The sequence below is a fragment of the Nocardioides sp. P4_G4 genome (assembly GCF_056401085.1).
This window is the reverse complement of record NZ_JBFUKA010000004.1, coordinates 56,663-83,062: the sequence shown is the minus strand read 5'-3', so window position 1 is coordinate 83,062 and position 26,400 is coordinate 56,663. Positions and strand designations below refer to the sequence as shown.

General features: G+C 71.8%; 27 protein-coding genes. 9 read left to right on the top strand and 18 right to left on the bottom strand.

Translation table 11 applies throughout. The features are described from left to right. Position 1 precedes the first annotated feature (1 nt). Positions 2 to 454 (bottom strand): MaoC family dehydratase, encoded by a 453-nt coding sequence (locus AC1DQF_RS01940; protein WP_477523523.1) that lies wholly within the window; start codon positions 452 to 454, stop codon positions 2 to 4. A 33-nt stretch (positions 455 to 487) separates the two neighbouring features. Between AC1DQF_RS01940 and AC1DQF_RS01935 the strand changes: the two genes are divergently transcribed. After that, positions 488 to 1,564: an adenosine deaminase gene (locus AC1DQF_RS01935; RefSeq protein ID WP_477523522.1), complete on the top strand. Its 1,077-nt coding sequence runs from the start codon at positions 488 to 490 to the stop codon at positions 1,562 to 1,564. On the opposite strand, the gene AC1DQF_RS01930 is transcribed toward AC1DQF_RS01935, so the two are convergent. Together AC1DQF_RS01930 and AC1DQF_RS01925 are read right to left on the bottom strand one after the other, a co-directional pair. Further along, complete coding sequence (locus AC1DQF_RS01930; RefSeq protein WP_477523521.1) at positions 1,530 to 2,111, bottom strand: hypothetical protein; 582 nt, start codon at positions 2,109 to 2,111, stop codon at positions 1,530 to 1,532. The two genes, AC1DQF_RS01935 and AC1DQF_RS01930, sit on opposite strands and share 35 nt — an antisense overlap. Then, the gene (locus tag AC1DQF_RS01925; protein WP_477523520.1) at positions 2,108 to 2,719 is read right to left on the bottom strand and encodes an ATP-binding protein; all 612 of its coding nucleotides are present in this window, start codon (positions 2,717 to 2,719) and stop codon (positions 2,108 to 2,110) included. The genes AC1DQF_RS01930 and AC1DQF_RS01925 overlap by 4 nt, the downstream gene beginning before the upstream one ends. Before the next feature lie 135 nt (positions 2,720 to 2,854). On the opposite strand from AC1DQF_RS01925, the gene AC1DQF_RS01920 reads away from it, so the two are divergent. Further along, positions 2,855 to 4,528 (top strand): substrate-binding domain-containing protein, encoded by a 1,674-nt coding sequence (locus tag AC1DQF_RS01920; protein ID WP_477523519.1) that lies wholly within the window; start codon positions 2,855 to 2,857, stop codon positions 4,526 to 4,528. Positions 4,529 to 4,640: 112 nt separating this feature from the next. Here AC1DQF_RS01920 and AC1DQF_RS01915 read toward each other — a convergent pair whose 3' ends face one another. The 3 genes from AC1DQF_RS01915 to deoC are packed head-to-tail and all read right to left on the bottom strand — an operon-like array spanning position 4,641 to position 7,968. Then, positions 4,641 to 5,504, bottom strand: coding sequence for an aldehyde dehydrogenase family protein (locus tag AC1DQF_RS01915; RefSeq protein ID WP_477523518.1), 864 nt, complete (start codon positions 5,502 to 5,504; stop codon positions 4,641 to 4,643). Continuing rightward, positions 5,504 to 6,970 carry an aldehyde dehydrogenase family protein gene (locus tag AC1DQF_RS01910; protein WP_477523517.1) on the bottom strand — a complete coding sequence of 489 codons (1,467 nt, stop codon included), beginning with the start codon at positions 6,968 to 6,970 and terminating at the stop codon, positions 5,504 to 5,506. The genes AC1DQF_RS01915 and AC1DQF_RS01910 overlap by 1 nt, the downstream gene beginning before the upstream one ends. A 17-nt stretch (positions 6,971 to 6,987) precedes the next feature. Continuing rightward, positions 6,988 to 7,968 (bottom strand): deoxyribose-phosphate aldolase, encoded by a 981-nt coding sequence (gene deoC, locus AC1DQF_RS01905; RefSeq protein ID WP_477523516.1) that lies wholly within the window; start codon positions 7,966 to 7,968, stop codon positions 6,988 to 6,990. A 65-nt stretch (positions 7,969 to 8,033) separates the two neighbouring features. Between deoC and AC1DQF_RS01900 the strand changes: the two genes are divergently transcribed. Continuing rightward, positions 8,034 to 8,642 (top strand): hypothetical protein, encoded by a 609-nt coding sequence (locus AC1DQF_RS01900; protein ID WP_477523515.1) that lies wholly within the window; start codon positions 8,034 to 8,036, stop codon positions 8,640 to 8,642. A gap of 8 nt (positions 8,643 to 8,650) precedes the next feature. On the opposite strand, the gene AC1DQF_RS01895 is transcribed toward AC1DQF_RS01900, so the two are convergent. Both AC1DQF_RS01895 and AC1DQF_RS01890 read right to left on the bottom strand, forming a co-directional pair. After that, entirely contained in the window at positions 8,651 to 10,309 is a 1,659-nt protein-coding gene (locus AC1DQF_RS01895; protein ID WP_477523514.1) for a phospho-sugar mutase, read from the bottom strand. 61 nt (positions 10,310 to 10,370) lie between these two features. Continuing rightward, on the bottom strand, positions 10,371 to 11,729 hold the full coding sequence (locus AC1DQF_RS01890; protein WP_477523513.1) for an HNH endonuclease signature motif containing protein: 1,359 nt from the start codon (positions 11,727 to 11,729) through the stop codon (positions 10,371 to 10,373). Between the two features lie 190 nt (positions 11,730 to 11,919). Between AC1DQF_RS01890 and AC1DQF_RS01885 the strand changes: the two genes are divergently transcribed. Next, positions 11,920 to 13,239 (top strand): DUF2252 domain-containing protein, encoded by a 1,320-nt coding sequence (locus AC1DQF_RS01885; protein WP_477523512.1) that lies wholly within the window; start codon positions 11,920 to 11,922, stop codon positions 13,237 to 13,239. 15 nt (positions 13,240 to 13,254) lie between these two features. Here AC1DQF_RS01885 and AC1DQF_RS01880 read toward each other — a convergent pair whose 3' ends face one another. The 6 genes from AC1DQF_RS01880 to AC1DQF_RS01855 form a co-directional block, all read right to left on the bottom strand. Further along, complete coding sequence (locus AC1DQF_RS01880) at positions 13,255 to 14,238, bottom strand: aldo/keto reductase (protein ID WP_477523511.1); 984 nt, start codon at positions 14,236 to 14,238, stop codon at positions 13,255 to 13,257. A 33-nt stretch (positions 14,239 to 14,271) separates the two neighbouring features. After that, complete coding sequence (locus tag AC1DQF_RS01875; protein ID WP_477523510.1) at positions 14,272 to 14,649, bottom strand: MerR family transcriptional regulator; 378 nt, start codon at positions 14,647 to 14,649, stop codon at positions 14,272 to 14,274. Positions 14,650 to 14,690: 41 nt separating this feature from the next. After that, entirely contained in the window at positions 14,691 to 16,298 is a 1,608-nt protein-coding gene (locus AC1DQF_RS01870) for an AMP-binding protein (protein ID WP_477523509.1), read from the bottom strand. A gap of 22 nt (positions 16,299 to 16,320) precedes the next feature. Next, positions 16,321 to 17,202: a phosphotransferase enzyme family protein gene (locus AC1DQF_RS01865; RefSeq protein ID WP_477523508.1), complete on the bottom strand. Its 882-nt coding sequence runs from the start codon at positions 17,200 to 17,202 to the stop codon at positions 16,321 to 16,323. A gap of 62 nt (positions 17,203 to 17,264) precedes the next feature. After that, positions 17,265 to 18,059 (bottom strand): NAD-dependent epimerase/dehydratase family protein, encoded by a 795-nt coding sequence (locus tag AC1DQF_RS01860; RefSeq protein ID WP_477523507.1) that lies wholly within the window; start codon positions 18,057 to 18,059, stop codon positions 17,265 to 17,267. Positions 18,060 to 18,074: 15 nt separating this feature from the next. Beyond that, positions 18,075 to 18,905, bottom strand: a complete 831-nt coding sequence (locus AC1DQF_RS01855) for a purine-nucleoside phosphorylase (protein ID WP_477523506.1) — start codon at positions 18,903 to 18,905, stop codon at positions 18,075 to 18,077. Here AC1DQF_RS01855 and AC1DQF_RS01850 point away from each other — a divergent pair. Beyond that, positions 18,904 to 19,374: an NUDIX hydrolase gene (locus AC1DQF_RS01850; protein WP_477523505.1), complete on the top strand. Its 471-nt coding sequence runs from the start codon at positions 18,904 to 18,906 to the stop codon at positions 19,372 to 19,374. The two genes, AC1DQF_RS01855 and AC1DQF_RS01850, sit on opposite strands and share 2 nt — an antisense overlap. Before the next feature lie 14 nt (positions 19,375 to 19,388). Here AC1DQF_RS01850 and AC1DQF_RS01845 read toward each other — a convergent pair whose 3' ends face one another. Further along, the gene (locus AC1DQF_RS01845) at positions 19,389 to 19,841 is read right to left on the bottom strand and encodes a gamma-glutamylcyclotransferase (protein ID WP_477523504.1); all 453 of its coding nucleotides are present in this window, start codon (positions 19,839 to 19,841) and stop codon (positions 19,389 to 19,391) included. A gap of 46 nt (positions 19,842 to 19,887) precedes the next feature. On the opposite strand from AC1DQF_RS01845, the gene lpdA reads away from it, so the two are divergent. Together lpdA and AC1DQF_RS01835 are read left to right on the top strand one after the other, a co-directional pair. Next, a complete protein-coding gene (gene lpdA / locus AC1DQF_RS01840; protein WP_477523503.1) occupies positions 19,888 to 21,291 on the top strand; it encodes a dihydrolipoyl dehydrogenase in 1,404 nt (467 codons plus the stop codon). Next, complete coding sequence (locus AC1DQF_RS01835) at positions 21,291 to 22,685, top strand: NAD(P)H-quinone dehydrogenase (RefSeq protein ID WP_477523502.1); 1,395 nt, start codon at positions 21,291 to 21,293, stop codon at positions 22,683 to 22,685. The genes lpdA and AC1DQF_RS01835 overlap by 1 nt, the downstream gene beginning before the upstream one ends. An 18-nt stretch (positions 22,686 to 22,703) precedes the next feature. On the opposite strand, the gene AC1DQF_RS01830 is transcribed toward AC1DQF_RS01835, so the two are convergent. From AC1DQF_RS01830 to AC1DQF_RS01820, 3 genes are read right to left on the bottom strand one after another with little or no spacing between them, the layout of a single operon-like run. Next, positions 22,704 to 23,528: a WXG100 family type VII secretion target gene (locus AC1DQF_RS01830; RefSeq protein ID WP_477523501.1), complete on the bottom strand. Its 825-nt coding sequence runs from the start codon at positions 23,526 to 23,528 to the stop codon at positions 22,704 to 22,706. Next, positions 23,525 to 23,842 (bottom strand): hypothetical protein, encoded by a 318-nt coding sequence (locus AC1DQF_RS01825; protein WP_477523500.1) that lies wholly within the window; start codon positions 23,840 to 23,842, stop codon positions 23,525 to 23,527. Before AC1DQF_RS01825 ends, AC1DQF_RS01830 begins: the two co-directional genes overlap by 4 nt. 1 nt (position 23,843) lies before the next feature. Beyond that, entirely contained in the window at positions 23,844 to 24,341 is a 498-nt protein-coding gene (locus AC1DQF_RS01820; RefSeq protein ID WP_477523499.1) for a hypothetical protein, read from the bottom strand. An 80-nt stretch (positions 24,342 to 24,421) separates the two neighbouring features. On the opposite strand from AC1DQF_RS01820, the gene AC1DQF_RS01815 reads away from it, so the two are divergent. After that, complete coding sequence (locus AC1DQF_RS01815) at positions 24,422 to 24,973, top strand: hypothetical protein (RefSeq protein WP_477523498.1); 552 nt, start codon at positions 24,422 to 24,424, stop codon at positions 24,971 to 24,973. 182 nt (positions 24,974 to 25,155) lie between these two features. After that, positions 25,156 to 26,394, top strand: coding sequence for a SpoIID/LytB domain-containing protein (locus AC1DQF_RS01810; RefSeq protein WP_477523497.1), 1,239 nt, complete (start codon positions 25,156 to 25,158; stop codon positions 26,392 to 26,394). The last annotated feature ends 6 nt before the right edge of the window (positions 26,395 to 26,400 follow it).

Genomic DNA, 26,400 nt, shown 5'->3' with positions numbered 1-26,400 from the left:
CTCAGGGGAGCAGCAGGACGACGGTCTCCGCGACGCAGGCCGGCTTGTCGCCGCCCTCGATCTCGATCGTGTAGCGCAGCAGCATCTGCTTGCCCGTCGGCAGGTCGGTGACGTCGCCCATCGCGACGTGCGCGCGCACCCGCGAGCCCACGCGCACCGGCGAGGGGAAGCGCACCTTGTTGACGCCGTAGTTGAGCTTGGCCCCGGGGGTCTCCAGGGAGAAGACCTGGCTGCCGAGGAACGGCACGAGCGACAGGGTGAGGTAGCCGTGGGCGATCGTGGCGCCGAAGGGTCCGGTCGCGGCCCGCTCGGGATCGACGTGGATCCACTGGTGGTCGCCGGTGGCCTCGGCGAACCCGTCGATGCGGGCCTGGTCGATCTCGACCCAGTCGGAGGTGCCGAGATCCGTGCCGGTCGCCGCGGCGACCTCGTCGAGGCTGGTGAAGGTGCGCATAGGCCCAAGGTTAGGCCTGCGAGGATGTGCGCCGTGACGACTCCCACTCGCGACGAGGTACGCCGCGCCCCCAAGGTCCTGCTCCACGACCACCTCGACGGTGGCCTCCGCCCCCAGACGATCATCGACCTCGCAGCCGACTGCGGCCACGAGCTCCCGGCGAGCGACGCCGCGTCCTTGGGACGCTGGTTCACCGAGTCCGCCGACTCCGGTTCCCTGGTGCGCTACCTGGAGACCTTCGACCACACCGTCGCCGTGATGCAGACCGGGCCCGCGATCACCCGGGTGGCCCGCGAGTGCGTCGAGGACCTCCTCGCCGACGGCGTCGTCTACGCCGAGGTGCGCTACGCCCCCGAGCAGCACGTGGAGGGTGGCCTGACCCTCGACGAGGTCGTGGGAGCGGTCCAGGAGGGCTTCGACCAGGCGGTGGCGGCCGCGGGCGGGCGGATCGTCGTACGCCAGCTGCTCACCGCGATGCGTCACCAGGCGCGGTCGATGGAGATCGCCGAGCTCGCCGTCGCGTGGCGCGACCGGGGCGTGGCCGGCTTCGACATCGCCGGCGCCGAGGCCGGCTTCCCGCCCACCCGCCACCTCGACGCGTTCGAATACCTCCAACGGGAGAGCTCGCACTTCACCATCCACGCCGGGGAGGCCTTCGGACTGCCGTCCATCTGGGAGGCCATCCAGTGGTGCGGCGCGGACCGGCTCGGTCACGGCGTGCGCATCATCGACGACATCACCGTCCACGACGACGGCTCCGTCGAGCTGGGTCGCCTCGCGGCGTACGTGCGCGACACCCGGATCCCGCTGGAGATGTGCCCGGCGTCCAACGTGCAGACCGGCGCCGCCACCTCCATCGCCGAGCACCCGATCGGCCTGCTGACCCGGCTGCGCTTCCGGGTCACCGTCAACACCGACAACCGGCTGATGAGCGGGACGTCGATGACCGACGAGATGCACTCGCTCGTCGAGGCGTTCGGCTACGGCCTCGACGACCTGCGGTGGTTCACCGTCAACGCCATGAAGTCGGCGTTCCTGCCCTTCGACGAGCGGCTCGACCTCATCGAACGCGTGATCAAGCCGGGGTACGCCGCCCTGGCCGGCGGCTGAGGGGGGCGCGCCGGACGACGGCCCACGGCACCCGCCAGCCGGCACAGCCCTCGAGGCGTCCCTCCAGCCACGCGTCGCGGCTGAAGCGGGTCCGCCGGCCGGAGGCGGGCTCGTAGCAGGTCACGACGCCGTCGGACACGCCGACGGCGAGGACCACGTGCCTCGGTGTCCACCGGTCGCCGACGTAGACCGGGGTCGGTCCGGTGGCGAGCGAGGTCACGAGCGCGGCGTAGGTCGCCGCCCGTCGGCGCACCAGCACGACGTACACCGCCCGGCCGCCGACCTGGCGGGCCAGCGCCCACGGCGCGGTCCCGAGGGCACGGGCCCAGGGCACCTGGAGCCGGCCGCGCCAGTCGAGCGCGCGGTTGGTGCTGCGGTGCGCCGCCCAGACCTCCGCGGCGAAGCGCGCGCGGGCCGCCTCCGGCCCGCCGCGCAGGACCCGCTCGCGGTAGCCGGGCGACTCGGTCATCCGCAGCGCGACGAGCACCGACGGGCCGCACGTACGGCGGTCCGGCTGGGCGAGCAGCACCGGCCAGAAGGAGGTCACGGGACCAGTGTGACCAACCGGTCGTAGGCCTCGTCGGGGGTGACCGGCTCGCAGCCGAGCTCGACGGCGTGGGCGACGACGCGTCGCTGGTCGCGCAGCAGCGCCAGCCCGCGGCGGACGAGCACGAGGGGAGGCTTGCGGTGCTCGCGCAGGTCACGGGTGAGGCGACGCCAGAACGTCACGACGGGGTGCTGGCGCACGCAGTACGCCGCCGCGAGCAGACCGGACGACGTGCAGGCCGACACCACCTCGGGGGCGAAGATCCCCTCGGCGACGAAGACCCGGGCGTCGCCGAGCTCGAGGAGCCGGGACCCGGAGCGGCCGTTCTGCGCGATCTCGTAGACCGGCACCGGGGCGTGACCGTCGCGGCACAGTGCCGTCAACGCGGTCACGGCGTCCTCGAGGTGCCAGGAGTCCGGGTGGTCCCAGTCGACGATGCCGGCGTTCGCCCCCTCGGTGATCCGGGGGAGCGTGGGGTCGTCGCCGTCCTTGTAGAAGTCGTCGAGGCGCAGGACCGGGAGCCCCAGCCGCTCGGCGAGACGGGACTTTCCTGCTCCGCTGGGGCCGGCGAGGACGACGACCCGGGCGGGCACGTGGGAGTCGGGCACGGGCGACCATTCTGCCGTGTCGGGTGCCGGACGGTGTCGCCGCCGTCACAGACTCCGCCATTCCCCCGCGGCGCGGGGCGTTCTGGACCTATCGTCAGCGCCGTCGTAGGTCAAGCCCCCCCGAAAGGTTTCCCGATGGGAACGAAGAGTCATCCCGGTGCGTCGTCGCGCGCGGGCGCTGGTGTGCGCAACCTGGTGATCGTGGTGATCACCGCCATGGTGGCCGGGATCGCCTGGCTGGGCTGGCAGGTCGTCTCCGGCGAGCAGGTGCCGGTCGCCGGCGCCGGCGCCGCCACGTGCGAGGCCGATCCGATCACCGTCACCGTCGCCCCGGTGCTCGAGGAGATGATGAAGGAGGCGGCCGAGGCCCTCGCGGCCCAGGCCAACTGCATCAACCTCGAGGTCACCGACGCCACCGTCGACGAGGTGCAGGACGGCCTCGACGAGCTGGACGAGAAGGACCGCGCCGCGGCTCTTCCCGACCTGTGGGTCCCCAACTCCCCGGTGTGGCGCACGGTGCTGCAGCGCGTCGGCTACACGGGCCGCGTCGAGGCCCCGGCCCTGGCCACCAGCCCGGTCGGCCTGGCCAGCGCCCGCGACGGCGCCGCGCCGGCCAGCTGGCTGGAGACGCTCGCCTCCGACCGCCTCGTCATGAGCGACCCGGCGGCCGACGGCGCGTCGGCCTACGCCCTCACCGCCTCGCTCTCCGAGGGCACCGGCCTCGGCGAGGTGCAGAGCGACGTCGTCCCGATGGCCCAGACCTTCGGCGAGAACGTCACCTCGGGCATCGAGGTCGCCACCAACGCCGACGTGATCAAGGCGGGCGAGTCCTACCTCATCCCCATCACGGAGCGGGACTTCGTCATCGCTCGCCGCGGCAACGAGGCGCTGCGCTGGAGCGCCCCGGCGACCGGCTCCCCGATGCTCAGCTACCCGCTCGTCGCGGCTCGCGCGCAGACCGGCATGACCCTCGGCACCGGCTCGCTGGACCCGGTCCGTGCCGCCGGCGACAAGATCGCCGAGTTCTTCACCACCGACGCGATGCTCGCGGAGCTGACCGACACCTACCTGCGTGGCCCCGACGGCGCGGCCCTGCCCGACGAGGTCGAGGCGCCCGCCACGGAGATCCTCGACGAGGCGTCCGTGTCGGAGGCCGACGCGGTGCTGCGCAACTTCCAGGTGCTGACCGTGCCCTCGAGCCTGCTGGCCGTCATCGACGCCTCGGAGTCGATGAACCAGGTGGCCGCCGACGGCCAGACCCGGATGGACTTCGCGGTCAACGCCGCGCTGACGGCCCTCGACGCCTTCCCGGGCCACGCGCGGATCGGCATGTGGGCCTTCTCGACCGACCAGGACGGCCCCGGCAAGGACTGGGTCGAGCTGGCGCCGCTGCGACGCCTCGACGCGCCCGCCGAGGGGGGCGGCAAGCACCTCAAGCTGCTGCGCCAGCAGGCCGCGGTGCTGCCGACGCTCATCAAGGGCGGCACCGGCCTCTACGACACCGTCCTCGCCGGCTACAGCCAGGCGGTGCGCGACTACAACGAGAACTACTACAACACGTTCGTCATCCTCACCGACGGTGCCAACGACGACCCGAGCTCGATCAGCCTGACCTCGCTGGTCAAGGAGCTCAAGGCGATGTACGACCCGGCCAACCCGGTCAGCATCGTCGCGGTCGGCATCAGCCAGGACGCCGACATGGATGCGCTGGGCAAGATGGCCGAGGTGACCAGTGGTGGTGCCTTCCTCGCCGAGCAGCCGCAGGACATCCTCAACGTGCTGGCCACCTCGCTGCTGACCCGCGACTGACCTGCACCCCCGTACGACGACACCAGGTACGACGACACCGGCCCGGCGCGATCTTCGCGCCGGGCCGGTGTGCTGTCTGCTGCGGTCGGGCCCCGAGGGGCGACCTGGTGGCTCAGATGCCGATCGGGTGCCAGACCGTCTTGGTCTCCAGCCAGTCGGTCATCCGGTCGGTGCCGGGGGTGGCCAGCCAGTCGACCTCGGCCAGCGGGGCGCGGCGTACGCGCTTGAGGTTGTCGGCCGCGGCCACCTCGAGCGAGGTCGCCAGGTCGGGGTCCTCGACGCCGGAGAGGTCCAGGCCGTTGACGTCCATGTGCGAGGCCAGCCACGGGGCGATCTCCGCGGCCGAGCCGGTGAGCACGTTGACCACGCCGCCGGGCAGGTCGGAGGTGGCCATGACCTCGCCCAGGGTGATGGCGGTGAGCGGGTGCGGCTCGCTGGCGATCACGACGCACGTGTTGCCGGTCGTGATGATCGGCGCGACGACGCTGACGAGCGCGAGCAGTGGACCGCGCGGGGCGACAACGGCCACCACGCCGGACGGCTCGGGGGAGGAGATGTTGAAGTACGGCCCGGCCACCGGGTTGGCGGTGCCGACGACCTGGGTGATCTTGTCGGCCCACCCGGCGTACCAGACGAGACGGTCGATCGCGGCGTCGACGGCGGCGTTGGCCTTGGCGGCCGACACCCCCTCGGTGGCCCGCAGCTCGGCGACGAACTGGTCGCGTCGGCCCTCGAGCACCTCGGCGATGCGGTAGACGACCTGGCCGCGGTTGTAGGCCGTGCGGCCCGACCAGCCGGCGAAGGCCTTGCGGGCGGCGACGACGGCGTCACGGGCGTCCTTGCGGGAGGCCTGCGAGGCGTTGGCCAGCAGCCCGCCCTTGGCGTCGTTGACGAGGTAGGTGCGTCCGGACTCCGAGCGCGGGAACGCGCCGCCGATGTAGAGCTTGTAGGTCTTCTTCACGTCGATGCGCGCCATCAGGCGTCCGCTCCCTTCAGGTAGGCGGCCAGGCCGGGCAGGCCGCCCTCGCGGCCGTAGCCCGACTCCTTGTAGCCGCCGAAGGGCGACGACGGGTCGAACTTGTTGAACGTGTTGGCCCACACGACCCCGGCCCGCAGGTGGTTGGCCATCCACAGGATGCGCGACCCCTTGTCGGTCCAGACGCCGGCGGAGAGGCCGTACGGCGTGTTGTTGGCCTTCTCGACCGCCTCGGCGGGGGTGCGGAAGGTCAGCACCGAGAGCACCGGGCCGAAGATCTCCTCGCGGGCGATCCGGTGGGCCTGGGTGACGCCGGTGAAGACGGTCGGCGGGAACCAGAAGCCCTGCTTAGGCAGCTCGCACGCCGGCGACCAGCGCTCACCGGCCCCGGAGACCTCCTGCTCGCCGATGTCGGAGAGCTCGCGGATCCGGGCCAGCTGCTCGGCGGAGTTGATGGCACCGACGTCGGTGTTCTTGTCGAGCGGGTCGCCGACGCGCAGCGTGGACATCCGGCGCTTGAGGCGCTCCATGACCTCGTCGGCGACGTTCTCCTGCACCAGCAGGCGCGAGCCCGCGCAGCAGACGTGGCCCTGGTTGAAGAAGATGCCGTTGACGATGCCCTCGACGGCCTGGTCGATGGGGGCGTCGTCGAAGACGATGTTGGCGGCCTTGCCGCCGAGCTCCAGGGTGACCTTCTTGCGCGTGCCGGCGACGGCGCGGGCGATGGCCTTGCCGACCTCGGTCGAGCCGGTGAAGGCCACCTTGTCGACGTCGGGGTGCGACACGACTGCCTGGCCGGTCGCGCCGGCGCCGGTGACGATGTTGACCACGCCGGGCGGCAGGTCGGCCTGCTGGCAGATCTCCGCGAAGAGCAACGCGGTCAGCGGGGTCGTCTCGGCGGGCTTGAGGACCACCGTGTTGCCCGCGGCCAGCGCCGGGGCGATCTTCCAGGCCAGCATCAGGAGCGGGAAGTTCCAGGGGATGACCTGGCCGGCGACGCCGTGGGCCTGCGGGTTGGTCCCGAGGCCAGCGTGCTCGAGCTTGTCGGCCCAGCCGGCGTAGTAGAAGAAGAACGCGGCGACGGTCGGGATGTCGACGTCGCGGGACTCCTTGATCGGCTTGCCGTTGTCGATCGACTCGAGGACGGCGAGCTCGCGGCCGCGCTCCTGGATGATCCGGGCGATGCGGAACAGGTACTTCGCGCGCTCGCTGCCGGGCATCCGCGACCACACGCGGGTGTAGGCCCGCCGGGCGGCCTTGACCGCCAGGTCGACGTCGGCCTCGTCGGCCTCGGCGACCTCGGCCAGGACCTCCTCGGTCGCGGGGCTGATCGTCTTGAAGCTCTTGCCGTGCCCGTCGACGAACTCGCCGTCGACGAACAGGCCGTACGACGGCTTGATGTCGACGATCGCGCGCGACTCGGGGGCCGGGGCGTACTCGAAGAACGGGGTGGCGGTGTCGGGCACCTTGACCATGATTCGCCTCAGTCCAGGGTGAAGTAGTCGGGACCGGAGTAGCGGCCGGTCTGCATCTTGGTGCGCTGCATCAGCAGGTCGTTGAGCAGCGTGGAGGCTCCGAAGCGGAACCAGTCGGGGTCGAGCCAGTCGGGACCGGCGACCTCGTTGACCATGACGAGGTACTTGATGGCGTCCTTGGACGCGCGGATGCCGCCGGCGGGCTTGACGCCGACCATCGCACCGGTCGTCTCGCGGAAGTCGCGGACGGCCTCGAGCATGATCATCGTGACCGGCAGCGTGGCCGCGGGCTGCACCTTGCCGGTGGAGGTCTTGATGAAGTGGCCGCCGGCCATCATCGCCAGCCAGGAGGCCCGGCGGACGTTGTCGTAGGTCTGGAGCTCGCCGGTCTCGAAGATGACCTTGAGGTGGGCGTCCTGACCGTCGGGGCGGGCGCAGGCCTCGCGCACGGCGACGATCTCGTCGTACACCTGCTGGTAGCGACCGGCGAGGAAGGCGCCACGGTCGATGACCATGTCGATCTCGTCGGCACCGGCCTCGACGGCGTCGCGGGTGTCGGCCAGCTTGATGTCGAGGGCAGCGCGACCGCTCGGGAAGGCGGTGGCGACTGCGGCGACGTGCACGCCGGAGTCGCCCAGCGTCTGCTTGGCGGTCGCGACCATGTCGGGGTAGACGCACACGGCGGCCGCGGCGGGGCAGGACGGGTCGGCGGGGTCGGGGCGCATGGCCTTGGAGGCCAGCGCGCGGACCTTGCCGGGGGTGTCCTGGCCCTCGAGCGTCGTCAGGTCGACCATGCGGATCGCGAGGTCGATCGCGAACTCCTTGGAGGTCGTCTTGATCGACCGGGTGCCCAGGCTCGCGGCGCGGGCCTCCGCGCCGACCTGGTCGACCCCGGGGAGGCCGTGGAGGAAGCGGCGCAGGGAGGACTCGGACGAGGTGATGTCGTCGAAGACCCCTGCACTCGCCGTTGAGGCAGAAGTGGTCGTCACCGACCCAGCATAGGGTTGGAGGAGGCCTCGTGGACAAACCGCGTGGACCCCCCGAAGGAGTGTGGATGCAGCAGCAGCCGGTGGAGCAGTTCCACCAGACGAGCGGGCGGGTCACGGCCATCCTGGTGCTCCTGCTGGCCGGCGTCGTGGTCGTGGTCGGCGTGGCCGACCCGGGGTCGGTGTCGGTCGCGGTGGTGGCCGGTGCGCTGCTGGCGGCGGTGCTCGCGTGGGCCTCCATGCTGCGTCCCGCCCTGTGGGTGGCCGGGGAGCAGCTGGTCATGCGCAACATGCTGGAGACGGTCCACGTCCCCCTCGCGGCCATCGAGCAGCTCGCGGTGCGTCAGGTGCTCGCGCTGCGGGCGGGGGACAAGCGCTACGTCTCCACGGTGGTCGGGCGACCGTGGCGCAAGGCCGTGCGCACCCGCAGGCCGGGGAGGGCCGCCGCGCAGAGCGAGCCCGCCGAGGACGCCTCGCCCGGTGGCCTGTCGTACGCCGACTTCGTCGAGGAGCGGCTCCACCTCCTCATGGAGCAGGCGCGCACGAGGGCGGGCGTGCGCGCGCTCTCCGACGAGCAGGTCGCCCTGGCGGCGGGGGTACGCCGGGAGCCGGCCCTGCTGCCCATCGGGCTGGCCCTCGTCGCGTTCGTGGTGTTCGTGGCCGCGTTGGTGGTGTGAGGGACCCCTCAGAGGCCCGCGGCGGTCTTGACGTCGGCTGAGATGGCGTCCAGGCGGCCGGCCGCGACGATCCGGGCGGCGTCGACGCCGCCGTCGGCCTCGACCGGCACGACCACCTCGAGGTAGCACTTCACCTTGGGCTCGGTGCCGCTCGGGCGGACGATCACCCGGGCGCCGTCGGCGAGGGAGTAGCGCAGCCCGTCGGTCGGCGGGAGCGCGTCGCTGCCCAGCGAGAGGTCGTCGACGCGCTGCACGGCGAGGCCGCCCAGGGCGGTCGGCGGGGTGCTGCGCAGCCGCTCCATGGTGGCCCCGATGGCGGCGAGGTCGTCGAAGCGCACCGAGAGCTGGTCGGTGGCGTGCAGCCCGTGCTCGACGGCGATGTCGTCGAGCAGGTCGGTGAGTCCTCGGCCCTCGGCCTTGGCCGCGGCCGCCAGCTCGCAGACGAGCACGAGCGCGGAGATGCCGTCCTTGTCCTTCACGTGCTCGGGATCGACGCAGTAGCCCAGCGCCTCCTCGTAGCCGAACGCGAGGCCCTCGACGCGGCCGATCCACTTGAAGCCGGTGAGCGTCTCCTCGTGGGGCTGGCCGGCGGCCGCGGCCATCTTGGCCAGCAGGGACGAGGAGACGATGGAGTTGGCGTAGGTGCCGTGCTTGCCGCGGCTCAGGAGGTGGTGGCCGAGCAGCGCCCCCACCTCGTCGCCGCGCAGCATCCGCCAGCCGTGCGGGCCGGGGACCGCGACGGCGCAGCGGTCGGCGTCGGGGTCGTTGGCCACCACGATGTCGGCGCCCTTGGCGGCGGCGAGGGCCATCGCGAGGTCCATCGCGCCCGGCTCCTCCGGGTTGGGGAAGACGACGGTGGGGAAGTCCGGGTCGGGGTGCTCCTGCTCCTCGACGACGTGCGGCGCGGCGAAGCCGGCCGTCTCCAGGGCCTGCGCGACCGCCGTACCGCCGACGCCGTGCAGGGGCGTGTAGACGGTGACCAGGTCGCGCGGACCGTCGCCGGCGAGCTCGGCCACGGTGTCGAGGTAGCGGTCGACGATCTGCTCGTCGACGACCGTGCCCGGGCCTCCCCGGGGCACGTCGGCCAGCGCGCCGACGGTGGCGATCCGCTCGGCGATGCCGGTGTCGGCGGGCGGCACGATCTGGCTGCCGTCGCCGAGGTAGACCTTGTAGCCGTTGTCCTGCGGCGGGTTGTGGCTGGCGGTGACCATCACGCCCGCAACGCAGCCGAGCTCGCGGATCGCGTAGGCCAGCAGCGGGGTGGGCAACGGCCGGGGCAGGGTCATCGCCTTGAAGCCGGCGCCGGTCATGACCTCGGCGGTGTCCCGGGCGAAGACGTCGCTGTTGTGGCGGGCGTCGTACCCGATGACGACGGTGCCGCCGCCGGCCCCGGTGTCCTTGAGGTACGCCGCGAGGCCGGCCGCCGCGCGGATGACGACCACGCGGTTCATCCGGTTCGGACCGGCGCCGAGCGCACCGCGCAGGCCCGCCGTCCCGAACTCCAGGGTGCCGGCGAAGCGGTCGGCCAGGTCGGCCGGGTCGCCGCCCGCCTCTACGTCGGCGACGACGCCCTCCAGCTCGGCACGGGTGACCGGGTCGGGGTCCTCGGCGGCCCAGGCGCGGGCGCGGTCGATCATGGTGCTGCGGTCCTCGGTGGCGGAGCTCATGGAGGCACGGTATCGGCGGGGGATTGGGTGAGTGCTCCCCACTCGGGATTCGACGGTTTCGTCAGCCCGCGAGGACGTAGTCGATCGTCAACGGAGGGAGATGCCGGTCGCGGATGCGCGCCACCGGCGGTGGTCGGGTGGCGATGCTGTGGCCCGTCGGGGTGCTGGTCTCGACGCCCCCGTCCGGCCCGGGTCTCGCCCGCCAGCCCGGCGCGTCCTTGGCGTAGTTGCAGGCCTCGCACAGGCCCTGGGCGTTGTCCGCGGCGGTCGGTCCGTCGTCGGCGTGGCGGCGCGGGTGGTCGACGTGCCGGATGGGCGCGTCGCACCAGGGGGTCCGGCAGACCCGGTCACGCAACCGGACGAAGCGGGCGAGGCTGCCGCGGAAGGTCCGCCCCGTTGCGTCCATGGAAACCAGCTCACCGGTCGCGGGGCTCGCGTAGAGCCGACGGAGCCAGACCTTCTCGTCGTGGTCGCACGCGCTCACCACGATCTCCCTTGCCAGCTCGGCCGGGATCGGCCCGAAGCCGTCGAGGTGGGCAGGCTCGTCGGCGCCACCGAAGAGGGCCGCGTCGCTCATGACCAGACCGAGGGACACCCCCGACGATCCGGCTGGGCCGCCGGTGCTCCCTCGTACGCCCTCGACCAGCGTGTCGGCCATGACCTGCGCGCGCGACCGCTCGTCGCCGGCCGCGCGGGCGGCGTCGGCGGCCCGGGTCAGTGAGGCGAAGACGGCAACGCCGTCCTTCACCGGCAGGAGCGCGGTCAGGTAGGTCATGGTGTCCGGTGCCGGTCGCAGGGTGACGCGCCGCTCGGACTCCGCCCTCCGGCGCCGGGCGACGAGGGCGGCGGCGTCGAGTCGTGCGACCTCCCGGAGACAGGCTCCTGCCAGCTCCCGGTCCCCCATCGCCTCGAGGGTCGCGGGGTCGCCGGCGACGACCTCGTCCACGACTGTCCGGTCGGCGAGCGAGAGGCAGGCGGTCTCGCGGGCGACGATCGTCGCCTTCCACTCGGTGATGCGGCCCGCTCGCCAGGCCGACCACGTATGGGGGAGCTCGCGGGCGACGACCCTGGCCAGGCTGAGGTGCTGACGACCGCGGTGCGGCGACTCCCGCCGAGCCCGCGCCACCTGGTCGGCCACGCCTGCTCCCTGCCTGGCTGCCGGGACGCCGGCGTCGGACTGCGCGGCCCGCTGCGACTCGTCGAGCTCTCGGGAGAGGTGGGCCTGAGCGGCCGTGACGACGCACCCGAGTCGCTCGAGCGCGCGGAGCGCGTCGACGCGCTGGGCGTCGTCCAGGCCGCTTGCCGCCTCCAGTCGGGAGGACAAGGCAACGGCCCATGCCTCGACGTCCGACGCGCCCAGCACCCCCTGGCGACCCGTGGCGGGGCCGTTGGTTTCGTGAACCCGAGTGACGTCGAACATGTGTTCGATTCTACCCGTGTGCGCTGACCGTGGGAAGGGGTTGAACAGGCCTGGGGAGAAGTCGGACTACTTCTCGTCGAGCACCATGGCGGCAGTCGCCACCGAAGAGCGGTCCGGGTACGCACGGATGCTCCGGGGCGCACTGCCATCGGCCGGGATGCCAGGGACGTCCGAGGGCTAGATTGCGCGCATGTCACCGTCGAGCACGTCAGCACGCACCGACACGATCATCGAGGTCGTCCGGGAGGCGTTCGCGCCCCTGATGCGCGCCGACCCCGTCGCCTTCCGGGCCAAGTACCGCAAGATGGCCCTCGACCCGCACGCGTTCTACCGCGGCTCCGCGTGCCTCTACTACAGCGACGTCACGCAGGAGCCCGACGACTGGTCCCGGCACGGGGCCGAGCGGATCTGGATCCACGGGGACCTGCACGTGGAGAACTTCGGCACCTACCTCAACTCCGACGGCCGGCTGATCTTCGACATCAACGACTTCGACGAGGCCTACCTCGGGCGCTTCGTCTGGGACCTCCAGCGGTTCGCCGCCAGCCTGGCGCTGGTCGGCTGGCAGAAGGCGCTGCCCGAGGACGCGGTCCGCAAGCTCATCGGCCGCTACCTGCGCTCCTACCTCGCGCAGGTGGACCACTACTCCGGGACGGAGGAGGACGACGACTTCGCGCTCAACCTCGAGAACGCCGACGGCCCGGTGCTCGTGGCCCTCGAGCGCGCCCGCGCCCTGCGCCGGGCCGACCTGCTCGACGACGTGACCGTGCTGGCCAAGGGGGCGCGCCGGTTCATCGAGGACGGCACCGCCCGTCGGCTCGGGCGCGACGAGCGCACCCAGGTGGTGGGGGCGTTCAAGAGCTACCTGGAGACGATCCCGTCGTCGAAGCGCTTCGACCGGGCGCTGTTCTACGAGCTGCGCGACGTCGTCGGCAAGTCCGGCTTCGGCATCGGGAGCGCTGGGCTCCCGGCGTACAACATCCTCGTGGAGGGCTACAGCCAGGCGCTGGACAACGACGTGGTGCTGTCGATGAAGCAGGCCAACGTCCCCGCGGTGTCCCGCTTCGTCGACACCGCCGAGGTCGACGCCTACTTCCAGCACGAGGGGCACCGCACCGTGGTGAGCCAGCGGGCGCTCCAGGTGCACACCGACCCGCTGCTCGGCTACACCGACATCAACGGCACGGGGTACGTCGTGAGCGAGGTGTCGCCGTACGAGGTCGACCTCGACTGGTCCGACATCAACGAGCCCGAGGACATGCGCGCGGTCGTGGACCTGCTCGGCCGGGCGACGGCCAAGATCCACTGCGCCTCCGACGAGGACAGCGACCAGGACCTGGTCAACATCCAGGTCGAGGAGGCCATCGTCGCCTCGCTGAAGGGTCGACGCCGCGAGTTCGGCGACTGGCTGTGCCAGTGGGGCATCGACTACGCGATGCGGGTCCGCGAGGACCACTCGCTGTTCGTCGACGCCTTCCGCGAGGGACGGATGGGGATGGCCTCGACCTGATCCCTGCCGGGAGGGTCAGGCGTCGATGCTGGACATGTCGCCGTACCGCGCACCGACGACGGCGTCGCGCGGCACCGCCGCGTCGAGGGCCGCGAGGTCGTCGGCGGTGAGCTGCACGTCGGCCGCGCCGACGTTCTCCTCGAGGTAGGCCACCCGCTTGGTGCCGGGGATCGGCACGACGTCGTCGCCCTGGGCGAGCACCCAGGCGAGGGCGAGCTGGCCGGGGGTGGCGCCCTTCTCGTCGGCGATGGCCGCGATCCGGTCGACGAGCGCGAGGTTGGCGTCGAGCCCCTCCCCGTTGAGGCGGGGGAAGTAGGCGCTGTTGCGGGAGTCGCCCTCGGACAGGGTGCCGGGGCGGATGGCGCCGGTGAGGATGCCTCGACCGAGCGGCGAGTAGGGGACCAGGCCGATCGAGAGCTCGCGCAGGACGGGGAGGATCTCGTCCTCGAGGTCGCGGGTGAACAGCGAGTACTCCGTCTGCAGCGCGGTGATCGGGTGCGTCGCGTGCGCCTTGCGGATGTTGGCCGCGGAGGCCTCCGACAGCCCGAGGTGGCGGACCTTGCCGGCCTCCACGAGCTCGGCCATGGCGCCCACGGTCTCCTCGATCGGGACGGACTTGTCGACGCGGTGCTGGTAGTAGAGGTCGATGTGGTCGACCCCGAGACGCTGGAGGCTGGCGTCGCAGGCCGCGCGGACGTACTCCGGCTTGCCGTTGATGCCGACGCGGGTGCCGTCGGGCTTGCGCTCGTTGCCGAACTTGGTGGCCAGCTGCACCTCGTCACGGCGGCCGGCGATGGCCTTGCCGACCAGCTGCTCGTTGGTGAACGGGCCGTACATGTCGGCGGTGTCGAGGAAGGTCACGCCGAGGTCGAGGGCGCGGTGGATGGTGTCGAGGCCCTGCTGCTCGTCGGCCGAGCCGTAGAACTCGCTCATCCCCATGCAGCCGAGGCCCATGGTCGAGACGGTCAGGTCGCCGAGCTGTCGCTTCTGGATGGTCATGACCCGAGTCAACGCCTTGGAGCGCGCTCGAAGTCAAGCGATGCGGGCGACGCCGGCGGCCTGCTCGTAGAGCTCGACCTTGTGGTCGATGGCGCTGAGGTGGTCACGGACCTCGTCGAGCCGTCGCAGCACGCGCTCGCGGTGGGCGCGGAGCAGGTCCAGGCGCTCGGCCTCGTTGCCGGACCCGGCCCGGACCAGGTCGGCGTACCGCTTGACGTCGCGGATCGGCATGCCGGTGGAGCGCAGCTTGGAGATCAGCGTGATCCACGCCAGGTCGGCGTCGTCGTAGGCGCGGTGGCCGGACGTGGAGCGGCGCACGGGCGTGCGCATCAGGCCGTCGCGCTCGTAGTAGCGCAGCGTGTGGGCGGTGAGGCCGGTGCGCTCGGCGGCCTCGGCGATGGTCAGGCTCATGGGTCCAGTCTGCGGGGTCGTGCGGCGTTCGCAAGTCCTGCTCACAGGCCCAGGAGGCGGGTGGACGCGGTGCGCATCTCGACCTTGCGGACCTTGCCGGTGACCGTCATCGGGAACTCGTCGACGACCACGACGTAGCGGGGGATCTTGAAGTGCGCCAGCTTGCCGGTGGCGAACTCCCGCAGCGCCGGCGCGTCGAGCGGCGCGACGCCGGGACGCATCCGGACCCAGGCGCAGAGCTCCTCGCCGTACTTCTCGTCGGGGACGCCGATGACCTGCACGTCCTCGATGTCGGGGTGCGTGTAGAGGAACTCCTCGATCTCGCGCGGGTAGACGTTCTCCCCGCCGCGGATGACCATGTCCTTGATCCGGCCGGTGATGGAGAGGTTGCCGGCCTCGTCCATCACGGCGAGGTCGCCGGTGTGCATCCAGCCGTCGCGCAGCACCTCGGCGGTCTTCTCCGGCTCGTCCCAGTAGCCGAGCATCACCGAGTAGCCCTTGGTCGCGAGCTCGCCCGCCTCTCCGCGCGGGAGGGTCTCGTCGGTGAGCGGGTCGACGACCTTGACCTCGAGGTGGGGGCCGACGCGACCGACGGTGCCGACCTTGACGTCGAAGTCGTCGTCGGTGCGGGTCTGGGTGGACACCGGGGAGGTCTCGGTCATGCCGTAGCAGATCGTCATCTCGCCGATGCCGGCGTCGATGAGCTTGCGCATCATCTCCGCGGGGCAGGGGGAGCCGGCCATGATCCCCGTGCGCACCGACGACAGGTCGTACGACGCGAAGTCCGGCAGCGCCCACTCCGCGATGAACATGGTCGGTACGCCGTACAGGCTGGTGCAGCGCTCCTGCGCGACCGCGGCGAGGGTCAGCGCGGGGTCGAAGCCGGGGGCGGGGATGACCATCGTGGCGCCGTGGGTCAGGGCCGCGAGGTTGCCCATCACCATCCCGAAGCAGTGGTAGAACGGCACCGGGATGCAGATCCGGTCCTCGTGGGTGTAGCGACAGATCTCCCCGACGAACCAGCCGTTGTTGAGGATGTTGCGGTGGCTGAGGGTCGCGCCCTTGGGGAACCCGGTCGTGCCCGACGTGTACTGGATGTTGATCGCGTCGTGGGGGTCGAGGGTGGCCTCGCGGGCGTCGAGGTCGGCGGCGTCGACGGTGTCGCCGGTGGCCAGCAGGTCGTCCCACTCCGGGCCGCCGAGGACCGTGCTGGCCCTCAGGGCGGTGCACTCCGCGCGCACCTCGCCGAGCATCGACACGTAGTCGCTCGACTTGAAGCTCTCGGCGAGGAAGAGGTGGCTGATGCCCGCCTGGTTGAGGACGAAGGCCAGCTCGTGGGTGCGGTACGCCGGGTTGATGGTCACCAGGACGGCGCCGATGCGCGCGGTGGCGAGCTGGACGACCGTCCACTCGGCGCAGTTGGGCGCCCAGATCCCGACCCGGTCGCCCTGGGCGGTCCCGCCGGCGAGCAGGCCCTGGGCCAGCCGGCGTACGTCGGCATCCAGCTCGGACCACGTCCACCGCCGCCCGGTGCTGACCTCGACCAGCGCCTCGTGGTCGGGATGCTTCTCGACCGTGCGGGTCAGGCACGCCCCGATCGTCTCCTCCAGCAGGGCGGGCGTGGTCTCTCCGACGGCGTGTGCGTCCATGCCGCCACCCTAGTGACCGGGGTCACGTCGTCGAGGGGCGTCCCAGCTCGGCCAGGCGGCGGCGCGCGTCGTCGAGTCCCTTCTCGTTCTCTGCCGGGTCGATCCCGCCGGTGAGGTCGTGGTTGGCCAGCCGGCGCGCGAAGTAGGAGCCCTGCACCGCCTCCCGGAAGCGACGGAAGGCGTCGAGGCGCTGGAGCTCCGCGTCGTCGAGCGGGCCGTGCCTCCGGTAGGTGTCGAGGAACGGTCGGGCCGCGTCGCTCCCGCCCAGGTACATCACCGCGGAGGCCACGTCGTACAGGACGGGTCCCCGCCGGGCCCCGGTCCAGTCGATGAGGCCGGTGACCCCGGTGGTGTCGTCGTGCACGAAGGCCTCGGGCGCCGGGTCGGTGTGGAGGCCGGACCAGGTGAGGGTCAACGGATCGGTCTCGGCACGGACCGCCTCCACGGCTCGGGCGAGCCACGGGTGCGCCGTGATCTCGGGGAGGGCCGAGGCGAGCCAGTCGGTCATGAAGGCGCCGGTCGCGTCACCCCTCGTCGGGCGGCCGGCGAGGTGGATGCCAGCGAGCGTGGCTGCCATCCAGTGCTGCTCGTCGTCGGTCTCGCCGTCGAGCTCCCGGCCGGGCACGTGCTCGAGCAGGGCCAGGGGAGGGTCGGCCAGCACCAGCCTGCCGTCGGTCGTCGGCACGGGGCGACCGGTGACGAAGCCGGAGTCCGCGAGCGCCGCTGCCACCTCGCACCCGGCGACCAGGTCGGCGGCGGCGGGTGCCGGCACGTGCTTGGCGACGTAGCTCGCTCCGTCGTGCTCGACCAGCCAGGTCTGGGAGTTGATGCCGCCGTCCAGCGGGCGGGCGGCGGCCACGTCCATGTCCCAGTGGGTCAGCAGGAGGCCGGCGACGTCGATCACGCCGGACACCCTCGCACGTGGCGGCTCGACATCACCCCGACGTGCCGATGACGAGGCGGGGGTCAGTCGCCGAGGGCGGGGCGGTGGAACTGCTCGAGCGCGAACGGCCCACCGACGTACGCCGCCTCGTCGTCGTCCTCGGGACGCTCCGGGATGCGGTCGGCGAACGCCTCGGCGTCGTCCAGGGGGTCGTAGCCCAGGCGACGACCCGGCTCCAGGTCCCACCACGCGCGGGTGTTGGCGCTGATGCCGTACATGACCGCGAAGCCGGGGGAGGGGGCGGTGAGGGCAGCCTCGACCATGCGCACGCAGTCGTCGTGCGAGAGCCAGGTGGACAGGGCACGGCGGGTAGCGGGCTCGTCGAGGAAGGACCCGATCCGGCAGGCGACGGCGTCGACGGCGTACCGGTCGGCGTACAACGACAGCACGGCCTCGGCGGCGACCTTGCCGACGCCGTAGAACGTGTCGGGGCGGGGGCGGGCGTCGTCGGAGACGAGGTCGCGGCGTGGGGTGCGGCCGACCGCGTGGTTGGACGAGGCGTAGACGATCCGGGAGACCCGGTGCTCGACCATGGCGTCGAGCAGGGCCGCGGTGGTGACGACGTGCGAGGTCAGGGAGGCCGGCAGCGAGGCCTCGTCCGGGTGGCCGGCGAGGTGGACGACCGCATCGAGGCGCTCGGCGTCGAAGACGGCCATCACGGCGTCGGGGTCGCTGCAGTCGACCGTGTGCCAGGTGCCCGTGAAGCCCTCCGGCTCCGGCACCAGGTCGAGTCCGACGACCTCGTGGTCGCGGTCGCACAGGCCGAGGGTGACGACGCGGCCGATGGAGCCGGCCGCGCCGGTGACGAGGATGCGCATGTCAGGCTCCGTTCATCAGATGCGGGGGACGATCTGGCCGAGCAGGTCACCCATCCGCGACGCGGCCGCCTTGCCCGCCTCGAGGACCTCCTCGTGGTTGAGCGGCTCGCCGCTGATCCCGGCGGCCAGGTTGGTGACCAGGCTGATGCCGAGCACCTCCATGCCGGCCTCGCGGGCGGCGATCGCCTCGAGGGTGGTCGACATGCCCACGAGGTGGCCGCCGATGGCGCGGACCATGCCGATCTCGGCCGGGGTCTCGTAGTGCGGGCCGGGGAACTGCACGTAGACGCCCTCGTCGAGGGTCGGGTCGATCTCCCGGCACAGCCCGCGCAGCCGCGGGCTGTAGAGGTCGGTGAGGTCCACGAAGTTGGCGCCCTCGATGGGGCTGGTCGCCGTGAGGTTGATGTGGTCGGAGATGAGCACGGGCTGGCCCGGCTCGAAGGTCTCCTTGAGACCGCCGCACCCGTTGGTCAGCACGATGGCGCGGCAGCCGGCCGCGGCCGCCGTACGCACGGGGTGGACGACGGCGCCGACGCCCTTGCCCTCGTAGAAGTGCGTGCGGCTGAGGAACACCAGGACGCGCCGGCCGGCGACCTCGAGGCTGCGGATCTTGCCCGAGTGCCCGACCACCCCGGCGGCGTGGAAGCCCGGGAGGTCGGTGGTGGCGATCTCCGCGGTGGCCTCGCCGAGGGCGTCGACGGCGGGCAGCCAGCCGGAGCCGAGGACGAGGGCGATGTCGTGCCGCTCGACGCCGGTGAGCTCGGCGAGGGTGGCGGCGGCGTCCTGGGCGAGAGTCTTGTGGTCGGTCACGGGGGTGATCCTAGGGCCGTGGTTGGCTTGCGCCATGAGTGAGGCAGCCCCCCGTGACCTCGAGTTCGGCGACTACGACACCCGGCTCGGGGCGTACGCCGTGATCGTGGACGGCGACCGCGTCCTGCTGGCCTGGTGGAACGGCGAGGGCCACGGTGAGCCCGGGTGGTCGTTGCCCGGTGGCGGGGTGGACCTGCCCGAGACGGCGGAGCAGGGCATGGTCCGCGAGGTGCGGGAGGAGACGGGGTTCGACGTGGTGTCCACCGGACTGCTGGTCGTGGACTCGCACCTCGTTCCTCCCGGCGAGCGGACCACCGAGACGGACCGCTGGGTGCGCTCGCTGCGGGTCGTGCACACCGCACGGATCGTCGGCGGCTCGCTCGGGACCCTCGAGGTGGGCGGGTCCACCGATCGTGCGGAGTGGGTGCCGATCGCCGCGGTGCCCGACCTGCCGCGGTCCGGGATCGTCGACGTCGCGCTCGCCGCGCTCCTCGCCGCCCGCTGAGACCTGGCGGCCGGTCAGAGCCCCGTCGACCGGCAGGAACGCCGGCGCAGGGCGCCGACGTAGTCGACCGGCGCGTCGGCGGCCTCGGCGGCGTCGGCCAGCACCCCGAGGTACGACGCACTCGGCAGCCCGCCCTCGTAGGCGTCCAGGACGTAGGCCCAGACCACCTGCTCGCCTGACATCGTCGAGACCCGCACCCGGGTCTTGCGGTAGAGCCCGGTGTCGGCGGACTCCCAGCGGTCGAGCTCGGTCTCGTCCTCGGACGTGACGTCGTAGACCGCGACGAAGACCTGCTCGATGGGGTCCTCGACGATCGTCGCGAGGGCTCCGTCCCAGCCGTGCTCCTCGCCGCCGAAGGTCAGCCGCCACCCCGTCAGCCAGCCCGTGGAGCGCAGCGGGGAGTGGGGACAGCGCTCGCTCATGCGGGCGGGGTCGAGGTTGGTCCCGTAGGCGGCGTACAAGGTCACCCGGCCAAGGCTAGCGACGTCGGGGCCGAGGGCTAGTCTGTGGCCCGTGACCGACACGCACTTCGACACCCTTGTCCTCGGCGCCGGCCCCGGTGGCTACGTCGCCRCCATCCGCGCCTCCCAGCTCGGCCAGAAGGTGGCAGTGGTCGAGAAGAAGTACTGGGGAGGTGTCTGCCTCAACGTCGGGTGCATCCCGTCCAAGGCCCTGCTGAAGAACGCCGAGCTGGCGCACACGCTCCAGCACGAGAAGGCCAAGTTCGGTATCGAGGGTGACGCCACCATGTCGTTCGGACCGACCCACAAGCGCTCGCGCGACGTGAGCGCCGGGATCGTCAAGGGCGTCCACTTCCTGATGAAGAAGAACAAGATCACCGAGGTCGACGGCTGGGGCACCCTCACCGGCCCGAAGAGCCTCGACGTCAAGGACGACGACGGCAACGTCACGTCCTACACCTGCGACAACCTCATCATCGCCACCGGCGCCACCGTCCGGCTCGTGCCGGGCGTGACCCTCAGCGACAACGTGGTGACCTACGAGGAGCAGATCCTCACCGACCAGCTCCCGAAGTCCATCGTCATCGGCGGCTCGGGCGCGATCGGCGTCGAGTTCGCCTACGTGATGGCCAACTTCGGTGTCGACGTCACCATCGTGGAGTTCCTCGACCGGATGGTGCCCACCGAGGACGCCGACATCTCCAAGGAGCTCGCCAAGCACTACAAGAAGCTCGGCGTGAAGGTGCTCACCAGCACGGCCGTCAAGGGCGTCGAGGACACCGGCTCCGGCGTCAAGGTCACCGTCGCGCCCGCCGCCGGCGGCGACACCCAGGTGCTGGAGGCCGACAAGTTCCTGGCCGCGTTCGGGTTCGCGCCGCGCGTCGAGGGCTACGGCCTCGAGGCCGCGGGCGTCGAGCTCACCGAGCGGGGTGCGGTCAAGATCGACGACTACATGCGCACCAACGTCGAGGGTGTCTACGCCATCGGCGACTGCACCGGCAAGATGATGCTGRCCCACGTCGCCGAGGCGATGGGCGTGGTGGCGGCCGAGACGATCAACGACGCCGAGACCATGCCGATCAACTACGACATGGTCCCGCGCGCCACCTACTGCATGCCGCAGATCGCCTCCTTCGGCTACTCCGAGGCCCAGGCCAAGGAGAAGGGGTACGACGTGAAGACCTCGTCGTTCCCGTTCACCGCCAACGGCAAGGCGATGGGCCTCGGCGAGGCGTTCGGCTTCGTCAAGGTGGTGGCCGACGCCGAGCACAACGAGATCCTCGGCGCCCACATCATCGGCCCCGGCGTCACCGAGCTGCTGCCCGTCCTGACCCTGGCCCAGCAGTGGGACCTGACCGCCGACGAGGTGGCGCGCAACGTCTTCGCGCACCCGACGCTGACCGAGGCCGTCAAGGAAGCCGTGCACGGCATCGCCGGTCACATGATCAACCTCTGATGGCGGACCGCGTCGTCATCGTCGGCGGCGGCCCCGGCGGCTACGAGGCGGCCCACGTGGCCGCCCAGCTCGGCGCCGAGGTCACCATCGTCGACACCGACGGGGTGGGCGGTTCCGCGGTCCTCACCGACTGCGTGCCCTCCAAGACCCTCATCGCCACCGCGGAGCTGATGACCGAGGTGTCGGAGTCGGCGGAGCTGGGCATCGACTTCGCCGATCAGGAGGGCGACGCGGCGACCACCATCCGGGTCGACCTGGGCAAGGTCAACGCGCGCGTCAAGCAGCTGGCGGCCGACCAGTCGGCCGACATCGCGGCCCGCCTGGACCGTGACGGCGTCCGCGTCGTGCGTGGTCGCGGTCGCCTGGCCCCCCGGATGACCGTGGTGGCGACCCTGCCCGACGGCTCCGAGGAGACGCTCGAGGCCGACGCGATCCTCCTCGCCACCGGGGCGGCTCCCCGCACGCTCGAGTCCGCGCAGCCCGACGGCGAGCGGATCCTCACCTGGGAGCAGGTCTACGACCTCGACGAGGTGCCGGAGAAGCTCATCGTCGTGGGCTCCGGCGTCACCGGCGCCGAGTTCGCCAGCGCCTACCTCGCCCTCGGGATCCCGGTCACCCTGGTCAGCTCCCGCGACCGGGTGCTGCCCGGCGAGGACGCCGACGCATCCGCGGTCCTGGAGGAGGTGGCGACCCGGCGCGGCATGGAGGTGCTCGGGCAGTCCCGCATGCAGTCGGTGACCCGCGACGGCGACACCGTCACCGTCACCCTCACCGACGGGCGCATCGTCACCGGCTCGCACTGCATCCTGGCGCTGGGCTCGGTCCCCAACACCGCGGACCTCGGGCTCGAGGACGCGGGTGTCGCCACCGATGCCGCCGGCTTCATCACCGTCGATCGCGTCTCGCGCACCTCCGCGCGGGGCGTGTACGCCGCGGGCGACTGCACCGGCATCCTCATGCTCGCCTCCGTGGCGGCCATGCAGGGCCGGATCGCCATGTGGCACTTCCTCGGCGACGCGGTCTCGCCGCTGGACCTCAAGAAGGTCTCCTCCAACGTCTTCACGTCACCGGAGATCGCCACGGTCGGCTGGTCGCAGAAGTCGGTCGAGGAGGGCGAGATCCAGGCCGAGGTGGTGACCCTGCCCCTGGCCGGCAACGCCCGCGCCAAGATGCAGGGCGTGCGCGACGGCTTCGTCAAGCTCTTCATCCGACCCGGCACCGGCATCATCGTCGGGGGAGTGGTCGTGGGGCCGCGGGCCTCCGAGCTCATCCACCCCGTGTCGATCGCGGTGGCCGAGTCGCTGACGGCCGACCAGCTGGCCCAGGCGTTCACGGTCTACCCGTCGATGAGCGGGTCGATCGCCGAGGCGGCCCGGCGGCTGCACCGGGTCTGACGCCCGGGCGGGCGGGGGCTACTTCGGCCCCCACCCTCCCTTGTCGTCCATCGAGTCGGTGTAGTACTTGATGCGCGGCCAGTCGTTGTTGGCGTCCAGGCCGTCCAGCCCCGAGTTGAGGACGCGCCACATGCTCGTCTTCACGGTGGCGTTCTCGGCCCAGTACTTCTCCAGGGCCAGCGCCAGGCTGGCCACGGCCAGCACGGCGTCGAGGATCACCTTGAGCGCCGGGCCGGTGTCCAGGGTGACCCACTGGCCGGCGTCGGTGCCCTCCTTGATGGCGTCCACGATCGAGCCGGCGTAGTCGAGGATCGCCGCCACGATGTCGTTCCAGATGTCGTTGATCTGCTTGGCGCCCTCGGAGCACGCGGTGGCGGCCGACACGATGCCGGAGTCCATGCCGGCGATGGCCGCGACCTGCTCGCCGATCATGTTGGAGTAGGCGTCGTACGCGTCGCCCTCCCAGTGCGTGCCCACGCTCGTCTTCAGGCGCTCCATGACCGTCTTCTCGTCCCGGAGCGCGCCGGCCGCGGAGATGTACGACGCGTTCATCGCCATCAGCTCGAACGGGTCGCCGGTCACGTTGTCGACCTCGTCCCAGATCTCCTTGGCCTTGGTCTCGAACTCGGTGACGAGCTCCTGCATCTTGTTCTCGCAGCTGTTCTTGGCCGCCTCGTAGGCCGCCTTGAGACCGGGGCTGAGCCAGCCCCAGTTGCTGTCCATGATGCACTTCTCCCACTGGGCGCTGACCCACTCGAGGCCCTCGTTCAGCTTGTCGGCGTACTCCGTCATCTTCTCCTCGACGTCGAGGCGGAAGTCGGGGTGGTGCGCGTAGTCGGTCATCGCGGCGTCCCGTCGGGGTTGTGGAAGGTGTCGGCGACGTCGGCGTCGGTCGCACCGAAGTCCTTGGCCGTCGTCTGGAGGGCGGCGGCGATGTCGAACATGGTCTGCTGGGCGGTGAGCATGGCCTGGAACATCGACTCGATGAAGTCGTCGTGTGCCTCGCCGATGTTGGCCGAGGTGGCCAGCAGGCCGAACTCGGAGCCTCGGCCCCGACCCCGCATGATGTCGGCCCGGGCACCGACGAACTCGGTGGCGATGCCCTCCCAGCCGGCTGCCGCCGCCATCAGGGCGTCGCGGTCCTCCTTGATACCCATGTCATGCACTCCCGTCCGGGTCGGCGGTGGTCGCCTGGATGATCGCGTCCTCGAGGAACTCGGTGCGTGCCCCGGAGAGCCACTCGGCGTCGGCGTCGACGGTGAGCAGGCCCCCGTCGGCGTCCCGGGTGATCCGGAGGTAGCCGTTGCGCGACACCCCGGTCACCGTCACGCGCGGCGTGACCGGAGCCGCCCCGCCCAGGCGGTCGGCACGGTAGGCGGCGTACGACACGTCGCCCACGCGCGGGGTCCGCAGGCCCGGGCGCTCGGCGAAGCTGCGCTCGACCTCGGCGAGGAAGTCGTCGGCGGTGCCGGCCTCCTCGAGCGTGTCGAGGGTGAGCTGGCCGTCGGCCGCCTGGAACGCGCCGAGGAGCGAGCTGCTGAGGGCGTCGGGTGTGCGGAGACGGTCGACGTCGTGGACTCGCACGCGGGTGATGCGGCGCGACGGCTCGAGGGTCACCTCGAGCGTGTCGTGCCGGTCGGTGGCGGTGGTGGTCATGTGCCGGTTCCTCCCCACGGCGCAGCACGCTGAAACGTGCTGAGGTGGTCCGACCGCGCGGAGCGTGCCAGAGTTCGGCCGTGACCAAGGCGATGACGGTGGTGCTCGGACTCCTCCTCCCCCTCCTCCTGCTGCTGGGCGGCTGCTCGGAGGACGACAGCGGGACCGTCACGGCGGCCCAGCTGCCGGACAACCTGTGCGAGGTCGTGCCGGCCGCGCAGCTGGACCGCTGGCAGCTCGCGGAGGACACCCACTCGACCGACAACGACGGGCCCATCAACTCGGCGCGCTGCACCCTGTCGTCGGACGCGACCAGCGGGATCGAGCTGTCCGTCGACAGCCTGGGCGGCGGCGATGCCGAGTCGGCCACCGGGTTCACGGCCGACCTGTATGCGGAGCGGTGCGGCAACGTGCGCACCGAGGGGGAGTTCCTCGACACGGGGGACGAATGCACCGCGACCCGGGAGGCGGACGGCACCCGGACCGTGACCACGCTGACCAGGCTGCCCGACAGCTACAGCGTGGTGTGGGTCCAGCTGGTCACCCCGGCGGACGACGCCGACGCCGCGGACGAGGCGTCGGGCGACCTCGTCGAGGCCGTGCGCAGCGAGCTCGAGGGCGCGTCCTCCTAGGTGAACCTGGTACGGCCCGCCCCAGCAGCCGGGGTCAGCCGTACGGGCCGTTCGGGCCGTTGATGGTGGAGCGCAGGCCGGAAGTACAGGGATGTAGTTATCGCAGTCCGGTTGTGGGCTCCTGTGACGCGTGGTGTCATCGAGCGTCACGCCAGTCCCACCCGACTCAGGAGACGCACCGGATGCGCCGTCCCACCCGCCCGCTCGCCTCCCTCGGCGCGACCGTCCTGGTCGCGTCCGTGCTGACGGTGGCGATGTCCGCTGCCCCGTCGACGGCCAGCCGCAGGTCCGAGGTGTACGCAGTCTCCGGCCCCTCGACGATCACCCTCACGGGCCACGGCTTCGGCCACGGCCACGGGATGTCGCAGTACGGCGCCGAGGGTGCGGCCCGCCAGGGCCTCACGTGGCAGCAGATCATCGGCTTCTACTACCCCGGCACCGCGTGGGGCGAGATGCGGGGACAGATCTCGGTGTGGCTGACCGGGGACACCACCGACGACGTCGTGGTGGCCGCGCAGCAGGGGCTGGCCGTCACCCGGCTGGCCCCCCGCAAGACCTGGGCGCTCCCGGCCAACGGGGCGCGGCAGTGGCGGGTCAACGGGCTGGCCGGTGGTCGCTCGCAGGTCCAGTTCGTGAAGTCCGGCGGCTGGCGCACGTGGAAGGTCTTCCGCGGCGACGCGGAGTTCTCGGCGGCGAAGAAGAGGCTCACGCTCATCACCCCGTCCGGTGCCAGGTCCTTCCGCGGCCGGCTGCGCTCGGCCTCGCCCGTCCCCGGTGGCACCGCGCGCGACACCGTCAACATCCTGAGCATGGAGTCCTACCTGCGCGGCGTCGTACCGCTCGAGATCCCGGCGTCGTGGAGCCCGGACGCGGTGCGGGCGCAGGCGGTCGCCGCACGCACGTACGCCGCGGCCGAGCGTTCGCACCCCAACGCCCGGCACTACCAGATCTGCGACACCTCCCAGTGCCAGGTCTACGGAGGGCTCGGCGCCGAGCACCCCGCGGCCACCCAGGCGATCCGCGACACCGCACGCCAGGGCCTCACCTACGAGGGTCGACCCGCCTTCACGCAGTTCTCCGCCAGCAGCGGCGGGTGGACCTCCGCCGGGTCCACGCCCTACCTCGTCGCCCAGGAGGACCCGTACGACGGGTGGGACGGCAACGGCGTCCACGACTGGACCATGACGGTCAACGACTCCGCGCTCGAGCGCCACTACCCGGCGATCGGCGACCTGACCTCGATCGAGATCGCAGGCCGGGACGGCAACGGCGACTGGGGCGGCCGGGTGCAGGACATGACGCTCGTCGGCACCCGGGGCCGAGCGGCCGTCACCGGCGACACCCTGCGCTCCATCCTGGGCCTGCGGTCGTCGTGGTTCACCGTCACCGTGGCCCCGCTGAGCGCGCGCACCCGGGACTGACCCCGC